Annotated in this window: 14 protein-coding genes; all 14 read left to right on the top strand. The window is 66.8% G+C overall.

The genetic code is table 11. From position 1 onward, the window contains the following. Positions 1-20: 20 nt before the first annotated feature. The 14 genes from purH (at position 21) to J5M67_RS01040 (ending at position 16014) form a co-directional block, all read left to right on the top strand. Entirely contained in the window at positions 21-1622 is a 1602-nt protein-coding gene (gene purH, locus J5M67_RS01105; RefSeq protein WP_207882430.1) for a bifunctional phosphoribosylaminoimidazolecarboxamide formyltransferase/IMP cyclohydrolase, read from the top strand. Between the two features lie 218 nt (positions 1623-1840). Then, on the top strand, positions 1841-3130 hold the full coding sequence (gene purD / locus J5M67_RS01100; RefSeq protein ID WP_207882428.1) for a phosphoribosylamine--glycine ligase: 1290 nt from the start codon (positions 1841-1843) through the stop codon (positions 3128-3130). Between the two features lie 125 nt (positions 3131-3255). Continuing rightward, positions 3256-6045 carry a hybrid sensor histidine kinase/response regulator gene (locus J5M67_RS01095; RefSeq protein WP_207882426.1) on the top strand — a complete coding sequence of 930 codons (2790 nt, stop codon included), beginning with the start codon at positions 3256-3258 and terminating at the stop codon, positions 6043-6045. Positions 6046-6381: 336 nt separating this feature from the next. Continuing rightward, complete coding sequence (locus J5M67_RS01090; RefSeq protein WP_207882424.1) at positions 6382-6975, top strand: MarC family protein; 594 nt, start codon at positions 6382-6384, stop codon at positions 6973-6975. Positions 6976-7211: 236 nt separating this feature from the next. After that, entirely contained in the window at positions 7212-8480 is a 1269-nt protein-coding gene (urtA, locus tag J5M67_RS01085) for an urea ABC transporter substrate-binding protein (protein WP_207882422.1), read from the top strand. Between the two features lie 91 nt (positions 8481-8571). Further along, positions 8572-10158 (top strand): urea ABC transporter permease subunit UrtB, encoded by a 1587-nt coding sequence (gene urtB / locus J5M67_RS01080; protein WP_207882420.1) that lies wholly within the window; start codon positions 8572-8574, stop codon positions 10156-10158. Positions 10159-10297: 139 nt separating this feature from the next. Further along, positions 10298-11377 carry an urea ABC transporter permease subunit UrtC gene (urtC, locus tag J5M67_RS01075; protein ID WP_207882418.1) on the top strand — a complete coding sequence of 360 codons (1080 nt, stop codon included), beginning with the start codon at positions 10298-10300 and terminating at the stop codon, positions 11375-11377. Then, a complete protein-coding gene (urtD, locus tag J5M67_RS01070; RefSeq protein WP_207882416.1) occupies positions 11374-12228 on the top strand; it encodes an urea ABC transporter ATP-binding protein UrtD in 855 nt (284 codons plus the stop codon). The genes urtC and urtD overlap by 4 nt, the downstream gene beginning before the upstream one ends. A gap of 172 nt (positions 12229-12400) precedes the next feature. Next, positions 12401-13099, top strand: a complete 699-nt coding sequence (gene urtE / locus J5M67_RS01065) for an urea ABC transporter ATP-binding subunit UrtE (RefSeq protein WP_207882414.1) — start codon at positions 12401-12403, stop codon at positions 13097-13099. 192 nt (positions 13100-13291) lie between these two features. Then, the gene (locus J5M67_RS01060) at positions 13292-13744 is read left to right on the top strand and encodes a GNAT family N-acetyltransferase (RefSeq protein ID WP_207882412.1); all 453 of its coding nucleotides are present in this window, start codon (positions 13292-13294) and stop codon (positions 13742-13744) included. 280 nt (positions 13745-14024) lie between these two features. Next, positions 14025-14858 (top strand): urease accessory protein UreD, encoded by an 834-nt coding sequence (locus tag J5M67_RS01055; protein WP_207882410.1) that lies wholly within the window; start codon positions 14025-14027, stop codon positions 14856-14858. Between the two features lies 1 nt (position 14859). Next, positions 14860-15162 carry an urease subunit gamma gene (ureA, locus tag J5M67_RS01050; RefSeq protein WP_207882408.1) on the top strand — a complete coding sequence of 101 codons (303 nt, stop codon included), beginning with the start codon at positions 14860-14862 and terminating at the stop codon, positions 15160-15162. Positions 15163-15205: 43 nt separating this feature from the next. Continuing rightward, positions 15206-15712, top strand: coding sequence for a GNAT family N-acetyltransferase (locus J5M67_RS01045; RefSeq protein ID WP_207882406.1), 507 nt, complete (start codon positions 15206-15208; stop codon positions 15710-15712). Further along, positions 15709-16014, top strand: coding sequence for an urease subunit beta (locus J5M67_RS01040; protein WP_207882404.1), 306 nt, complete (start codon positions 15709-15711; stop codon positions 16012-16014). Before J5M67_RS01045 ends, J5M67_RS01040 begins: the two co-directional genes overlap by 4 nt. Positions 16015-16021: the final 7 nt, after the last annotated feature.

Below are 16021 nucleotides of genomic sequence, written 5' to 3'. Positions count from 1 at the left end.
TAGCCTTTGTGGAAGCCGTTATGACCGACCAAACCACCCGCCTGCCCATCCGCCGTGCGCTGATCAGCGTTTCCGACAAGACCGGCGTCGTCGATTTCGCCCGTGAGCTGGTAGCCCTTGGCGTGGAGATCCTCTCCACCGGCGGCACCTACAAGCTGCTCAAGGACAACGGCATCGCCGCCGTGGAAGTGGCCGACTACACCGGCTTCCCGGAAATGATGGACGGCCGCGTGAAGACCCTGCACCCGAAAGTCCACGGCGGCATCCTCGGCCGTCGCGACATCGACGGCGCGGTGATGGAAGAGCACGGCATCAAGCCGATCGACCTGGTTGCGGTCAACCTGTACCCCTTCGCCGCCACCGTGGCCAAGCCGGGCTGCACCCTGCCGGACGCCATCGAGAACATCGACATCGGCGGCCCGACCATGGTCCGTTCCGCGGCGAAGAACCACAAGGACGTCGCCATCGTGGTCAACTCCACCGACTACGAAGGCGTCATCGCGGCCCTGAAGGACGGCGGCCTGACCTACGCCCAGCGCTTCAACCTGGCCCTCAAGGCGTTCGAGCACACCTCCGCCTACGACGGCATGATCGCCAACTACCTGGGCACCATCGACCAGAACGCCGAAACCCTGTCCACCGAGAACCGCCTGCAGTTCCCGCGCACCTTCAACAGCCAGTTCATCAAGGCCCAGGACATGCGCTACGGCGAGAACCCGCACCAGAGCGCGGCGTTCTACGTCGAGGGCGGCGAGGCCAGCGTCTCCACCGCCATCCAGCTGCAGGGCAAGGAACTGTCGTTCAACAACGTGGCCGACACCGACGCCGCGCTGGAGTGCGTGAAGAGCTTCGTCAAGCCGGCCTGTGTCATCGTCAAGCACGCCAACCCGTGCGGCGTGGCCGTGGTTCCGGAAAACGAAGGCGGTATCCGCAAGGCCTATGACCTGGCCTACGCCACCGACACCGAGTCGGCCTTCGGCGGCATCATCGCCTTCAACCGCGAGCTGGACGGCGAGACCGCCCAGGCCATCGTCGAGCGCCAGTTCGTCGAAGTCATCATCGCCCCGAAAGTCTCCGAGGCCGCCCGTGCCGTGGTCGCCGCCAAGGCCAACGTGCGCCTGCTGGAGTGCGGCGAGTGGCCGGCCGAGCGTCCTGCCGGCTGGGACTTCAAGCGCGTCAACGGTGGCCTGCTGGTGCAGAGCCGCGACATCGGCATGATCACCGCCGACGACCTGAAGATCGTCACCCAGCGCGCCCCGAGCGAGCAGGAAATCCATGACCTGATCTTCGCCTGGAAAGTCGCCAAGTTCGTCAAGTCCAACGCCATCGTCTACGCCAAGAACCGCCAGACCGTCGGCGTCGGCGCCGGCCAGATGAGCCGCGTGAACTCCGCCCGCATCGCCGCCATCAAGGCCGAGCACGCCGGCCTGGAAGTGAAGGGCGCGGTCATGGCGTCCGATGCCTTCTTCCCGTTCCGCGACGGCATCGACAACGCCGCCAAGGCAGGCATCACCGCGGTGATCCAGCCAGGTGGTTCGATGCGTGACAACGAAGTGATTGCCGCTGCCGATGAAGCCGGCATCGCGATGGTCTTCACCGGCATGCGCCACTTTAGGCATTAACCGGGACGGCCGCACTGTAGCGGCCGTCTGCTGCGTTGCGGACGACTTCGCCAATGCTCATTGCCAATAGGCAACTCCGCTTGTCGAAGCCGTCCGCGCCTTGCATCCAGCCACTCCATTGCGCCCTCGCACAGGCTGGAAAAAAGCTCTCGTAGGTTGGGTGGAGCGAAGCGATACCCAACAATCCGGCCAAGCCGGAACAGTTCAGGAGATTTCCAATGAACGTACTCATCATCGGCAGCGGCGGTCGCGAGCACGCGCTGGCCTGGAAGGTCGCGCAGGATTCGCGGGTGCAGAAGGTCTTCGTCGCGCCGGGCAATGCCGGCACCGCCACCGAAGCCAAGTGCGAGAACGTCGCCATCGACGTGCTGGCCCTGGAAGAGCTGGCCGATTTCGCCGCGAAGAACGTGCAGCTGACCATCGTCGGCCCCGAGGCTCCGCTGGTCAAAGGCGTGGTCGACCTGTTCCGCGCCCGCGGCCTGGACATCTTCGGCCCCACCGCCGGCGCCGCCCAGCTGGAAGGCTCCAAGGCCTTCACCAAGGACTTCCTCGCGCGCCACAAGATTCCCACCGCCGACTACCAGAACTTCACCGAAGTCGAGCCGGCGCTGGCCTACCTGAAAGAGAAAGGCGCGCCCATCGTGATCAAGGCCGACGGCCTGGCCGCGGGCAAGGGCGTGATCGTCGCCATGACCCTGGCCGAAGCCGAGGAAGCCGTGCGCGACATGCTCGCCGGCAACGCCTTCGGTGACGCCGGTTCGCGCGTGGTGATCGAAGAGTTCCTCGACGGCGAGGAAGCCAGCTTCATCGTCATGGTCGACGGCCAGAACGTGCTGCCCATGGCCACCAGCCAGGACCACAAGCGCGTCGGCGACGGCGACAGCGGCCCGAACACCGGCGGCATGGGCGCGTACTCCCCCGCTCCGGTGGTGACTGCCGACGTGCACCAGCGCGTGATGGACGAAGTGATCTACCCGACCGTGCGCGGCATGGCCGAGGAAGGCAACGTCTACACCGGCTTCCTCTACGCCGGCCTGATGATCGACAAGAGCGGCAAGCCCAAGGTCATCGAGTTCAACTGCCGCTTCGGCGACCCGGAAACCCAGCCGATCATGGTCCGCCTGGAATCGTCCCTGGTCCTGCTGGTCGAGGCCGCCCTGGCCAAGGCGCTGGACAAGGTCGAGGCCACCTGGGACCCGCGTCCCACCGTGGGCGTGGTGCTGGCCGCCGGCGGCTACCCGGGCGACTACGCCAAGGGTGACGTCATCGAAGGTCTGGACGAAGCCGCCAAGCTCGACGGCAAGGTGTTCCATGCCGGTACCACGCTGAAGGACGGCCAGGTCGTCACCAGCGGCGGTCGCGTGCTGTGTGCCACCGCCATCGGCCCGAGCGTGTCCTCGGCTCAGGAGCAGGCCTACCGCCTGGCGGAGAAAATCCGCTGGAACGGCTGTTTCTACCGCAAGGACATCGGCTACCGCGCCATTGCCCGCGAGCGTGGCGAGGGCTGATGTCCCGTTGCCGGAGGCGTTCCATCGCGACGCCTCCGGCCACCCATCCCCGCGTGCCCGTGTGGATTACGGCCTTTTGCGCACTTGGCTATAATCGGGCCACTCACTACCGAAGGGACTTCGCCGTGCGCCGGCTCTGGACTGCCACAGGACTCCTCGTCAGCTTGCTGCTGGCCGCCCTGGTCTGTGTTCCGACCTTTGCGGCAAGCCAGGACCCCGGCTGGTCGCAGCTCCACGACAGCGACGCCCGCCTGCAGCTGCAGGACATCCTCTCCCCGCGCTACAGCACCCTCTTCAGCCCACTCGACATCGACGACCTGCATGCCCCCGCCGGCCCCGGCGCGACCTGGCTGCACTATCGCCTCCCGGTCAGCGAGTCGCCCCAGCAACTGCGCGTCTTCGCCCCCAGCCTGGACAGTTTCGAACTCTTCATCGTCCACGGCCAGACGCTGCTGGAGCAGAAGAGCGCCGGCAACCTGTCGCCCGTGCAACGCCCGCTGCTGAGCAGCGATATCGTCCTGCCGCTGCGCAGCGCCGCCGAGCCCCTCGACCTCTACCTGCGCCTCACCTCCAGCCAGCCGCTGCGGCCCAACATCAGCATCGAGGACGCCAGCCAGCCGAGCAACGAGCAGCGCCCGCTGCACTTCGGCATCCTGATCGGCTGCCTCGCCATGCTGCTGGTCTACAACCTCGTGCGCTTCGGCTACACCCGCGTCGCCAGCGGCCTGTGGCTCGCCGGCGTGCACGCCAGCCTGCTGCTGGCCTGCCTCACCCTGTTCGGCCTGCTCAGCCCCTGGTACGGCGTGCACCAGTCCTGGCAGCCGCTGACCGCCCAGCTCAGCCTGGTGCTGACGCTGTTCTGCGCCCTGGGCTACACCGCCAGCTTCTTCCGTGACCTCACCCCGCGCCTGCCGCTCAAGCGGTTGCTGCTGGGCGGCACCGCCGGGCTGCTGGTGCTGGGCGCCGCGCTCCACCTGCTGCTCGCCTTCCCCCTCAGCGACCTGGTCTATGGCCTGATCACCCTGGTCACCCTGGGCATGCTTTCGGTGGCGCTCTACTACTGGACCCACTCCTACCAGCCCGCCCGCCTGTTCGCCGTGGGCATGGGCCTCTTCGTCCTGGTCTGGTGCCTGAGCCTGCCTTCGCTGCTGGGCTACCTGCCGACCCGCGCCGAATGGCTGGGCAGCGGCCTGCTCGGGCTCAGTGCGCTGGTCGGCTTCCTGCTCAGCCTCGCCCTCGCCGAGCGCCAGCGCAAACTGCAGAACGAACACTTCGCCGCCAGCCGCCAGCGCGCCGCCAGCGTTGCCGAACTCAAGGCCAAGGGCGATTTCCTGGCCAAGATCAGCCACGAAATCCGCACCCCCATGAACGGCGTGCTGGGCATGACCGAGCTGCTGCTCGGCACGCCGCTGTCGGCCAAGCAGCGCGACTATGTGCAGACCATCCACAGCGCCGGCAACGAGTTGCTGGCGCTGATCAACGAGATCCTCGACATCTCCAAGCTAGAGTCCGGGCAGATCGAGATGGACGAGGTGCAGTTCGACCTTGGCGCCCTGATCGAGGACTGCCTGGCGATCTTCCGCGCCAAGGCCGAACAACAGCGGGTCGAGCTGATCAGCTTCACCCAGCCCAAGGTCCCGCGCATCGTCAGCGGCGACCCGACGCGCCTGCGCCAGGCCGTGCTGAGCCTGCTGGACAACGCCTTCAAGCAGACCGACGAAGGCGAAATCCTGCTGGTGGTCGCCCTCGATGGCCCGCAGGATCGCCCGCGCCTGCGCATCGCCGTGCAGGACAGCGGTCGCCCGCTGGAGGACGAGGACCGCCAGGCCCTGCTCACCGCAGAGCTGCACAGCCGCGACTTCCTCTCCGCCACCCGCCTGAGCAGCCGCCTCGGGCTGATCATCGCGCGCCAGCTGGTTCGCCTGATGTCCGGCGAATTCGGCATTGAAAGCGGCGATGGCGACTCCGGCAACCTGCTCTGGCTGAGCCTGCCGCTGGACCCGCAGCAGTTGCAGCAGCCCAACGCCGACCTGGACAGCCCGCTGCAGGGCGCGCGCCTGCTGGTGGTGGACGACAACCAGACCTGCCGCAAGGTGGTGGTGCAGCAGTGCAGCGCCTGGGGCATGAACGTCAGCGCCGTCTCTTCAGGCAAGGAAGCGCTGGCCCAGCTGCGCACCAAGGCGCACCTGCGCGAATACTTCGACGTGGTCCTGCTCGACCAGGACATGCCCGGCATGACCGGCATGCAGCTGGCGACCAAGATCCAGGAAGACCCGAACCTCAACCACGACATCCTGCTGATCATGCTCACCGGCATCAGCAATGCGCCGAGCAAGATCATCGCCCGCAACGCCGGGATCAAGCGCATCCTCGCCAAGCCCGTGGCGGGCTACACCCTCAAGGCGACTCTCGCCGAGGAACTGGGGCAGCGTGGCCCTAGCGGCGTGAGCAACTACCTGCAGCCTGCCGCCGAGCCGGCACCTGCTACGCCACCCAGCGATTTCCGCATCCTGGTGGCCGAGGACAACAGCATCTCCACCAAGGTCATCCGCGGCATGCTGAGCAAGCTCAACCTGCAGCCGGACACCGCCAGCAACGGCGAGGAAGCCCTGGCCGCAATGAAAGCCACGCAGTACGACCTGGTGCTGATGGATTGCGAGATGCCGGTGCTCGACGGTTTCTCCGCCACCGAGCGTCTGCGCGCCTGGGAAGCCAACGAACAGCGCCCGCACACTCCGGTGGTGGCGCTCACCGCACACATCCTCAGCGAGCACAAGGAGCGCGCGCGGCTGGTCGGCATGGACGGGCACATGGCCAAGCCGGTGGAGCTGTCGCAACTTCGCGAGCTGGTGGCCTACTGGGTGGGCGAGCGCGACCGCCGCCTGCGCCAGCAGAGCGACGCATTGCCGTCCTAAGGCGGAGCGTTATACGCCCTACGCACTGAGGACGGCTTTTCGTAGGAGCGGACTCCGTCCGCGATCGATTCCGCATCGCACCGCAAACCTATCGCGGACGAAGTCCGCTCCTACGTCACATCCAACGCCCTCGCCGGACTCAACCTGTAGGAGCGGGCCATGCCCGCGATCGCGCCCATGGGGCGCTCCTACAGGGAGCCTGGCGCGGCGAATGGCAATCGCGGACGGAGTCCGCTCCTACGCTCAAGGACATTTCTCCCGCAACGCCCCACCCGCTATGCTGTGCCCAGCCACGCCCTGGCGCGTGAGACCTCTCAATCCGGACGAGTTTCCCCCATGCATGTGTTGTCCAGCGTGTACCTGAAGATGCTGGTGCTCTACAGCCCCTTCTTCGTGCTGTCCTGCTTCATCAGCCTGAGCCGCGGCTTCGGTCCGCGCGACCGCAAGAAGATGGCCTGGCGCGTAGCCCTGGCGGCGCTGATCGCCAGCGTGCTGCTGTACCTGTTCGGGCGCTACATCTTCACCCTGTTCGGTATCACCGCCGACGCCTTCCGCATCGGTGCCGGCTCGGTGCTGTTCATCTCCGCGCTGGGCATGGCCCAGGGACGCTCGACGGTGCAGAGCGACAACGTGCAGCAGGACGTCACCATCGTCCCGCTGACCATCCCGATCACCGTCGGCCCCGGCACCATCGGCGCGCTGCTGGTCATGGGGGTGAACCAGGAATGGGAAAACAAGCTGCTGGCCATCGCGGCGATCTTCCTCGCCTGCCTGACCCTGGGCATCACGCTCTATCTCTCCGACAAGATCGAAAAGATCCTCGGCGAACAGGGCCTGCAGATCGTCAGCCGACTGATGGGGTTGTTCGTCTGCGCCCTCGCCGCGCAGATCATCATGACCGGCGTGCGCGGCTACTTCATTCCGCAGTAATGCGCACCATTGGGGATCGCCGTGCGCCAAAGCGCGTTCGGCGCACCAAAGCCGCGCACTGAAAAACCTCCCACTTACGACAGAAAATCGCGTCCAGCCCATCTGCGCCAAGGCTTTTGCCTGCTTGGCACGGATGCTGCGATGGCAGCTTCGATCCCGCGCGGGATCGCCCCATTTCCGGGGAAGCTGCCGCACCGGCAACTCCCCGCCCCTGGATAGCCAAGGAGGCTGCCGCGATGAAACGTCGTCCGCTGTTGAAAAGTACGCTGGCCATGAGCGCCCTGCTGCTCACCGGTCTGTTCCCGTTCAGCTCCCAGGCCGCCGAGACCATCAAGGTCGGCATCCTGCATTCGCTGTCTGGCACCATGGCGATCTCCGAGACCTCGCTCAAGGACATGGCGCTGATGACCATCGACGAGATCAACGCCAAGGGCGGGGTGAACGGCAAGAAACTCGAGGCGGTGGTGGTCGACCCGGCCTCCAACTGGCCGCTGTTCGCCGAGAAGGCGCGCCAGCTGCTGACCCAGGACAAGGTCGCGGTGGTCTTCGGCTGCTGGACCAGCGTGTCGCGCAAATCCGTGCTGCCGGTGTTCGAGGAGCTCAACGGCCTGCTCTTCTACCCGGTGCAGTACGAGGGTGAGGAAATGTCGCCCAACGTCTTCTACACCGGTGCCGCTCCGAACCAGCAGGCCATCCCGGCGGTGGAATACCTGATGAGCGAGGACGGCGGCGGCGCCAAGCGCTTCTTCCTGCTGGGCACCGACTACGTCTACCCGCGCACCACCAACAAGATCCTGCGCGCCTTCCTGCACAGCAAGGGCGTGGCCGACAAGGATATCCAGGAGGTCTACACGCCGTTCGGCCACAGCGACTATCAAACCATCGTCGCCGACATCAAGAAGTTCTCCGCCGGCGGCAAGACCGCGGTGATCTCCACCGTCAACGGCGACTCCAACGTGCCCTTCTACAAGGAGCTGGCCAACCAGGGCCTGGAAGCCACCGAAGTACCGGTGGTGGCCTTCTCCGTGGGCGAGGAGGAACTGCGCGGCATCGACACCAAGCCGCTGGTGGGCAACCTTGCCGCGTGGAACTACTTCGAATCGGTGAAGAACCCGGAGAACAGCAAGTTCGTCGCGGACTGGAAGGCCTACGCCAAGGCCAAGAACCTGCCCAACTACAGCACCGCCGTGACCAACGACCCGATGGAGGCCACCTATGTCGGCATCCACATGTGGGCGCAGGCCGTGCAGAAGGCCGGCAGCACCGACGTCGACAAGGTCCGCGAGGCCATGGCCGGGCAGACCTTCAAGGCGCCGTCGGGCTTCACCCTGACCATGGACAAGACCAACCACCACCTGCACAAGCCGGTGATGATCGGCGAGATCGAGGACAACGGTCAGTTCAACGTGGTCTGGAAGACTCCCGAGCCGATCCGCGCCCAGCCGTGGAGCCCGTTCATTCCGGGCAACGATAAGAAGCCGGATTACGCGGTGCGCGGCAACTGATCTTCCTGAGAGCGCCCTCTCCCCGCCCCGTCCCTTCGGGATTGGCGCCGGGGAGAGGGAATCCCCGACTCCAGCGTGCCGGGAACTGCCCATGCCCACTGCCTTGCTTCACCTGCTCCGCCTCTGCGCACTCGCGCTGGCCATGCTGCTGCCGCAGCTCGCCTTCGCCGGCCCCGCGCAGGACTTCGCCAGCGCCGACAACGACGCCCGCGCCCAACTGCTCGAACAATGGGCCGCTGCGCCCGATGCCGACCGCCTGCCGCTGCTGGAAGCCATCCAGTCCGGCCGCCTGGCCGTCGATACGCAGGACCGTGCCTTCCTCCTTGGTGACGACGGCCAATACCACCCCGCCGAGGGCGGCGCTCCCGCGGTCGGCGAGCCCGACAAGCTGCGCCTGAACAACCGCCTGCGCGGCCTGGTGAACACCGCCATGGCCAGCCACCAGCTGGTCGCCGACAACGCCGAGGTGCGTCTTGAAGCCGCCCGCCAACTGCAGAAGAGCGCCCGCCCGGCGCAACGCACGCTGCTCGAATACCGCCTCAACGAAGAGTCCGACGACGCCGTCAAGGCCGCGCTGCAACTGGCCCTGGCCAATCTGCAGCTGGCCGACCCGGCTCCGGCGGTGCGCCTTTCCGCCGTGCGCCTGCTGGGCGAATCCGGCGATCCGCAGGCACGTACCCGCCTGGAAAACCTGCTCGATCCCGCCGTCGAACCCGACGACTCGGTCCGCACCGCCGCCGCCACCAGCCTCGGCCAGGTCAAGCGCCGGCTGCTGATGGGCGACCTGCTCGGCCAGGCCTTCAGCGGCCTGTCGCTCGGCTCGATCCTGCTGCTCGCCGCCCTCGGCCTGGCGATCACCTACGGCCTGCTCGGGGTGATCAACATGGCCCACGGCGAGATGCTGATGCTCGGCGCCTACTCCACTTACGTGGTGCAGTTGCTCTGCCAGCGTTACGCGCCTGGCGTGCTGGAGCTGTACCCGCTGCTCGCGCTGCCGGTGGCCTTCCTGGTCACCGCCTGCATCGGCATGGCGCTCGAGCGTACGGTGATCCGTCACCTCTACGGCCGTCCGCTGGAAACCCTGCTCGCCACCTGGGGCATCAGCCTGGTGCTGATCCAGCTGGTGCGCGTGCTATTCGGCGCGCAGAACGTCGAGGTGGCCAACCCGGCCTGGCTGTCCGGCGGCATCCAGGTGCTGCCCAACCTCGTGCTGCCGTGGAACCGCATCGTCATCATCGGTTTCGCGCTGTTCGTACTGGCGCTCACCTGGCTGCTGCTCAACCGCACGCGGCTGGGCCTGAACGTCCGCGCCGTCACCCAGAACCGCAACATGGCCGCCTGCTGCGGCGTGCCCACCGGCCGCGTGGACATGCTCGCCTTCGGCCTCGGCTCGGGCATCGCCGGCCTCGGTGGCGTGGCGCTGTCGCAGGTCGGCAACGTCGGCCCGGACCTTGGCCAGAGCTACATCATCGACTCCTTCCTGGTGGTGGTGCTCGGCGGTGTCGGCCAGCTCGCCGGCAGTGTCCTCGCCGCCTTCGGCCTGGGCGTGGCGAACAAGATCCTCGAACCGCAGATCGGCGCTGTGCTGGGCAAGATCCTGATCCTCGCGCTGATCATCCTGTTCATCCAGAAACGTCCGCAGGGGCTCTTCGCTCTGAAAGGGAGGGTCATCGATTGATGAACACACCAATGTCTGAAGTGAATGCTCTTCGTAGGACCGAGGGGGGCGCCTCAGCCCTTGCTCGCGAACCCGCCCAGCTCCGACGCCGCCGGGAACTCCGTTCGCGAGCAAGCTCGCTCCTACAGGTAACTTGCCGATGAACCAGCCACTCACCGTGACGGCCGCGCAGAAGGCCGGCCCGAAACTCACCGCCGGCCTCGTCAGCGCCGCGCTCGTCGCGCTGCTGGTCCTGCCGCTGCTGCACCTGCTGCCGGAGAGCAATGCACTGCACCTCTCCGCCTACGGGCTGACGCTGACCGGCAAGATCCTCTGCTATGCCATTGTCGCCCTGGCACTGGACCTGGTCTGGGGCTACGCCGGCCTGCTGTCGCTGGGCCACGGGCTGTTCTTCGCCCTGGGCGGCTACGCCATGGGCATGTACCTGATGCGCGAGGCCGCCGGCGACCAGTTGCCGGCGTTCATGACCTTCCTCTCCTGGACGGAGTTGCCCTGGTACTGGGCCGGCACCCAGCACTTCCTCTGGGCGCTGTGCCTGGTGGTGCTGGCGCCCGGCCTGCTGGCGCTGGTGTTCGGCTTCTTCGCCTTCCGCTCGCGGATCAAGGGCGTGTACTTCTCGATCATGACCCAGGCGCTGACCTTCGCCGGCATGCTGCTGTTCTTCCGCAACGAAACGGGTTTCGGCGGCAACAACGGCTTCACCAATTTCCGCAGCATCCTCGGTTTCCCGATCACTGCACCGGGCACCCGCGCGGCGCTGTTCATCGCCATCGTCCTGCTGCTGGCAGCAAGCCTGGCCATCGGCTTCGCCCTGGCGCGCAGCAAGTTCGGCCGGGTGCTCACCGCCCTGCGCGACGCGGAGAACCGGCTGATGTTCTGCGGCTACGACCCGCGCGGCTACAAGCTCTTCGTCTGGACCCTGAGCGCGGTGCTCTGCGGTCTGGCCGGCGCGCTGTTCGTGCCGCTGGTGGGCATCATCAACCCCAGCGAGATGTCGCCAACCAACTCCATCGAAGCCGCCGTCTGGGTCGCCCTCGGCGGGCGCGGCACGCTGATCGGCCCGCTGCTCGGCGCGGGCGTGGTGAACGGCGCGAAAAGCTGGTTCACCGTAGCTTTCCCCGAGTACTGGCTGTTCTTCCTCGGCGCGCTGTTCATCGTGGTCACCCTGTATCTGCCGCGCGGCATACTGGGCCTCATCAAGCGGGAGAAAGCACAATGAGAGCAGTCCCCCACCTGATGCTGGAACCGGCCTACGATCCCAACCGCGATCCGGGCGCCAGCCGCGATGCCATCGGCATCGGTTCGAGCGCCAGCGGCCAGCTGGACGTACGCCACGGCACCATCCTCACTCTGGAAGACATCAACGTCAGCTTCGACGGCTTCCGCGCCCTGCGCGACCTCACGCTGTACATCGGCGTCGGCGAGCTGCGCTGCATCATCGGCCCCAACGGCGCGGGCAAGACCACGCTGATGGACGTGATCACCGGCAAGACCCGCCCGGACAATGGCAAGGCCTTCTTCGGCGAGACCCTCGACCTCACCCGCATGAGCGAGGTGGAGATCGCCCAGGCCGGCATCGGCCGCAAATTCCAGAAACCCACGGTGTTCGAGGCGCTCTCGGTGTTCGAGAACCTGGAGCTTGCGCAGAAGACCAACAAGTCGGTGTGGGCCAGCCTGCGGGCCAAGCTCTCCGGCGAGCAGAAGGACCGTATCGAGGAAGTGCTCGGCACCATCCGCCTGCGCGAGTCGCGCAACCGCCCCGCCGGGCTGCTCTCCCACGGGCAGAAGCAGTTTCTGGAGATCGGCATGCTGCTGGTGCAGGAGCCGCCACTGTTGCTGCTGGACGAGCCGGTGGCGGGCATGACCGACGCCGAGACCGAATTCACCGCCGAGCTGTTCAAGTCCCTCGCCGGTCAGCATTCGCTGATGGTGGTGGAGCACGACATGGGCTTCGTCGGCAGCATCGCCGACCACGTCAGCGTGCTGCACCAGGGGCACGTGCTGGCCGAGGGTTCGCTGGAGGAAGTGCAGGCGAACGAGCAGGTCATCGAGGTTTATCTGGGGCGGTAGCTCCGAATCGGCCGCACTCGCACCCGCGTCTGCGGCGTTGCCGGACACTTCCCCCATGCTCATTGCCAGTCGGCAACTCCGCTGGGTGAAGTGTCCGGCGCCTTGCATCCACAAGCGCGATCACGGCCCTTTACAACGGCGTTCTCAAAGCCAAGAGCCCAGGAACCAATCCATGCTGCAAGTCGACAAACTGCACCAGTACTACGGCGGCAGCCACATCCTGCGTGGCCTGTCGTTCGACGCGAAGATCGGCGAGGTCACCTGCCTGCTCGGGCGCAACGGCGTGGGCAAGACCACCCTGCTGCGCTGCCTGATGGGCCTGGTGCCGGCCAAGGACGGCAAGGTCAGCTGGGAGGGCAAGCCGATCACCGGCTTCAAGCCGCACCAGCGCGTGCACGCCGGCATTGCCTACGTCCCGCAGGGACGGGAGATCTTTCCGCGCCTGACGGTGGAGGAAAATCTGTTGATGGGCCTGTCGCGCTTCAGCGCTGGCGAAGCCAAGGCGGTGCCCGAACACATCTACGAGCTGTTCCCGGTGCTACGGGAAATGAAGCAGCGGCGCGGCGGCGACCTCTCCGGCGGCCAGCAGCAACAGCTCGCCATCGGCCGCGCCCTGGCCAGCCGGCCGCGCCTGCTGATTCTCGACGAACCCACCGAAGGCATCCAACCCTCGGTGATCAAGGAGATCGGCGCGGTCATCCGCAAGCTCGCCGAGCGCGGCGACATGGCCATCCTGCTGGTGGAGCAGTTCTACGATTTCGCCGCCGAACTGGCCGACCAGTACCTGGTGATGTCCCGCGGCGAGATCGTCCAGCAGGGGCGTGGGGCGGACATGGAAAGCGACGGGGTGCGCGGGCTGGTGACCATCTGAGCCCGTCTATAGGCGGGTTCGCGAGCAAGCTCGCTCCTACACAGAGCGCATGTGCTCCACCTGTAGGAGCGAGGGGGACGCCCAGTCATTGCTCGCGAACCTTGGCCCAACCGTGAGGCGACCTGTCACTGGCGGATGAAGGCCGTGGGTGGCACGCTGCCAGTCCCGTATAGGTATTTCCAGGAGCCCGCCATGCCGATCACCCTGCGCCCCGCCGTCAACGACGACGCCGGATTCGCCGCGGTCTGCGTGGCGGCGGCCTACGCCCAGTGGATACCCAGGCTGGGCCGCAAGCCAGGGCCGATGCTGGATGACTACCACGCGGTGATCGCCGAGGACCGCGTGCTGATCGCCGAGCAGCATGGCGCGCCGGTCGGCCTGCTGGTGATGCGCGAGACCGACGAGGGCTTCCTGCTCGACAACATCGCCGTACTGCCCGAATGCGCCGGCCAGGGCATCGGTCGCATGTTGCTGGTGCATGCCGAGGAAACCGCCGCGCAACTGGGCTACCCGTCGCTGTACCTCTACACCAACGAACGCATGGTGGAGAACATCGAGCTGTACGCGAAGAACGGCTACCGGGAATACGCGCGCAAGGTGGAGAACGGCTTCCGCCGGGTGTACATGCGCAAGCAGCTGGGCTGATTGATCTCGCGGCCTGGCGGCCCCTTGTAGGAGCGCGCCATGCGCGCGATCGCGGGCATGGCCCGCTCCTACAGGAAGACTCCGCACCAATGCGGTGCGTCGAATACCTTGATGCACCGCAACCGCGCCCATACCTGACCGATTGGACAAACCCTTGCGTCGGTTCGAAACGCCGGCCCCGCGCAGCCTTCAGCGCAAACGCAAAGCATCGCGCACTATCCTGGCGCATCCCGGCACGCGGATTGCTCTGTCACGAGCATCCCTGGATTCGCAGCTACCCATGAACGCACCGGCCACCCTCTTCCACCCCGCCTGGCACGCCGAGCTGGAGCTGGCTTACGCCCGCATCGGCGACAGCACGCGGCCGGTCACCCGGCGCCATCTCGGGCCACTGCGAGTGCAGAAGCACCTCTACGCGGAAGGGCCGCAGGTCTGCCAGCACATCGTCGTGCACCCGCCCGGCGGCATCGCCGGCGGCGACACCCTGAAACTCGACATCCACGCCGGCGACGACAGCTGGGCGCAGCTCACCAGTCCCGGTGCGGCCAAGTGGTACCGCGCTGGCTGTCCGGCGAAGCAGTTGCTGGGTATCCGCGTCGGCCCCGGCGCCACGCTGGAATGGCTGCCGCAGGAAACCATCGTCTACTCCGGCGCGCAGACCGAGCTGACCACCCGCATCGACCTCGAAGCGGATGCCCGGCTGTTCTACTGGGACGTGGTCGCCCTGGGCCGCCCCGCCAGTGGCGAGCGCTTCGACCACGGCTACTTCGCCGCCGCCCTGGACATCCGCCGCGACGGCCGGCGCCTGTGGCACGAACGCCAGCGCGTGACCGGCAACGACCGCCTGCTCGACTCACCCATCGGCCTCGCCGGCCACCCGGTGATGGCCACGCTGATCGTCAGCGGGCAGATCGACGCGGCGCTGCTCGAAGCCTGCCGCGCCATCCCCTGCCAGGGCCACGGCAATCTCACTCAACTGCCCGGCCTGGTCATCGCCCGCTGCCTGGCCCATGAGGCGCTGCACGCCCGCGCCTGGCTCATCGAACTCTGGCGCCGGCTGCGGCCCGCGCTGCTCGGCCGCGAGGCCGTTCCGCCACGAATCTGGAGCACCTGAGATGGACCTGACGCCCCGTGAAAAAGACAAGCTGCTGATCTTCACCGCCGGCCTGGTCGCCGAGCGTCGCCTCGCCCGCGGCGTAAAGCTCAACTACCCGGAGGCCGTGGCACTGATTTCCGCCGCCCTGCTCGAAGGCGCGCGGGATGGCCAGACGGTCGCCGAGCTGATGCACTACGGCACCACGCTGCTGACCCGAGAACAGGTGATGGAAGGCGTGCCGGAAATGATCCCGGAGATCCAGGTGGAAGCCACCTTCCCCGACGGCACCAAGCTGGTCACCGTGCACCAGCCCATCGCTTGATGCCCCGTTCCGCTTTATTCGCCCTACGAAAGAAGGAACCGACATGCTCATCCGCGACGCCAGCCAAGCCGACCTCGGCAGTCTGCGCGACATCTACAACGACGCCGTGCTCAACACCACCGCCATCTGGAACGAGGTCGCCATCGACCTGGAGAACCGCCGCGCCTGGCTGGAACTGCGCGCGCAGCAGGGCTTCCCGGTGCTGGTGGCCGAGGATGGGGGTGAAGTGGTGGGCTACGCCAGCTACGGCCCGTGGCGCGCCTTCGACGGCTTCCGCGAGACGGTCGAGCATTCGGTCTACGTGCGCGCCGACCAGCGCGGCAAGGGCCTCGGCCCGCTGCTGATGCAGGCGCTCATCGAGCGCGCCCGCGCCCAGGGCCTGCACGTGATGGTCGCGGCCATCGAGAGCGGCAACACGGCGTCGATCCGCCTGCACGAACGCCTGGGCTTCCTCACCACCGGCCAAATGCCGCAGGTGGGCCAGAAGTTCGGCCGCTGGCTGGATCTCACCTTCATGCAACTGATCCTCGACCCAAGGAGTTCCCCATGATCCCTGGCGAATACGACATCCAGAGCGGCGAGATCGAACTCAACGCCGGCCGCCGCACCCTTGCCCTGACGGTGGCCAACAGCGGCGACCGGCCGATCCAGGTCGGCTCGCACTACCACTTCTTCGAGACCAACGACGCACTGCTGTTCGACCGCGACGCGGCGCGCGGCATGCGCCTGAACATCCCGGCGGGCACTGCGGTGCGCTTCGAGCCGGGGCAGAGCCGCGAGGTGGAACTGGTGGAGCTGGCCGGCAAGCGGAAGGTTTACGGGTTCGCCGGACGAGTGATGGGCAGCCTCTGAGCGCCCG

This window comes from Pseudomonas sp. 30_B (assembly GCF_017491605.1).
In the GTDB taxonomy this organism is placed as follows: Bacteria; Pseudomonadota; Gammaproteobacteria; order Pseudomonadales; family Pseudomonadaceae; genus Pseudomonas.
Note: the sequence above shows the minus strand (reverse complement) of the source record. Positions and strands in the feature narration are given on the sequence as shown.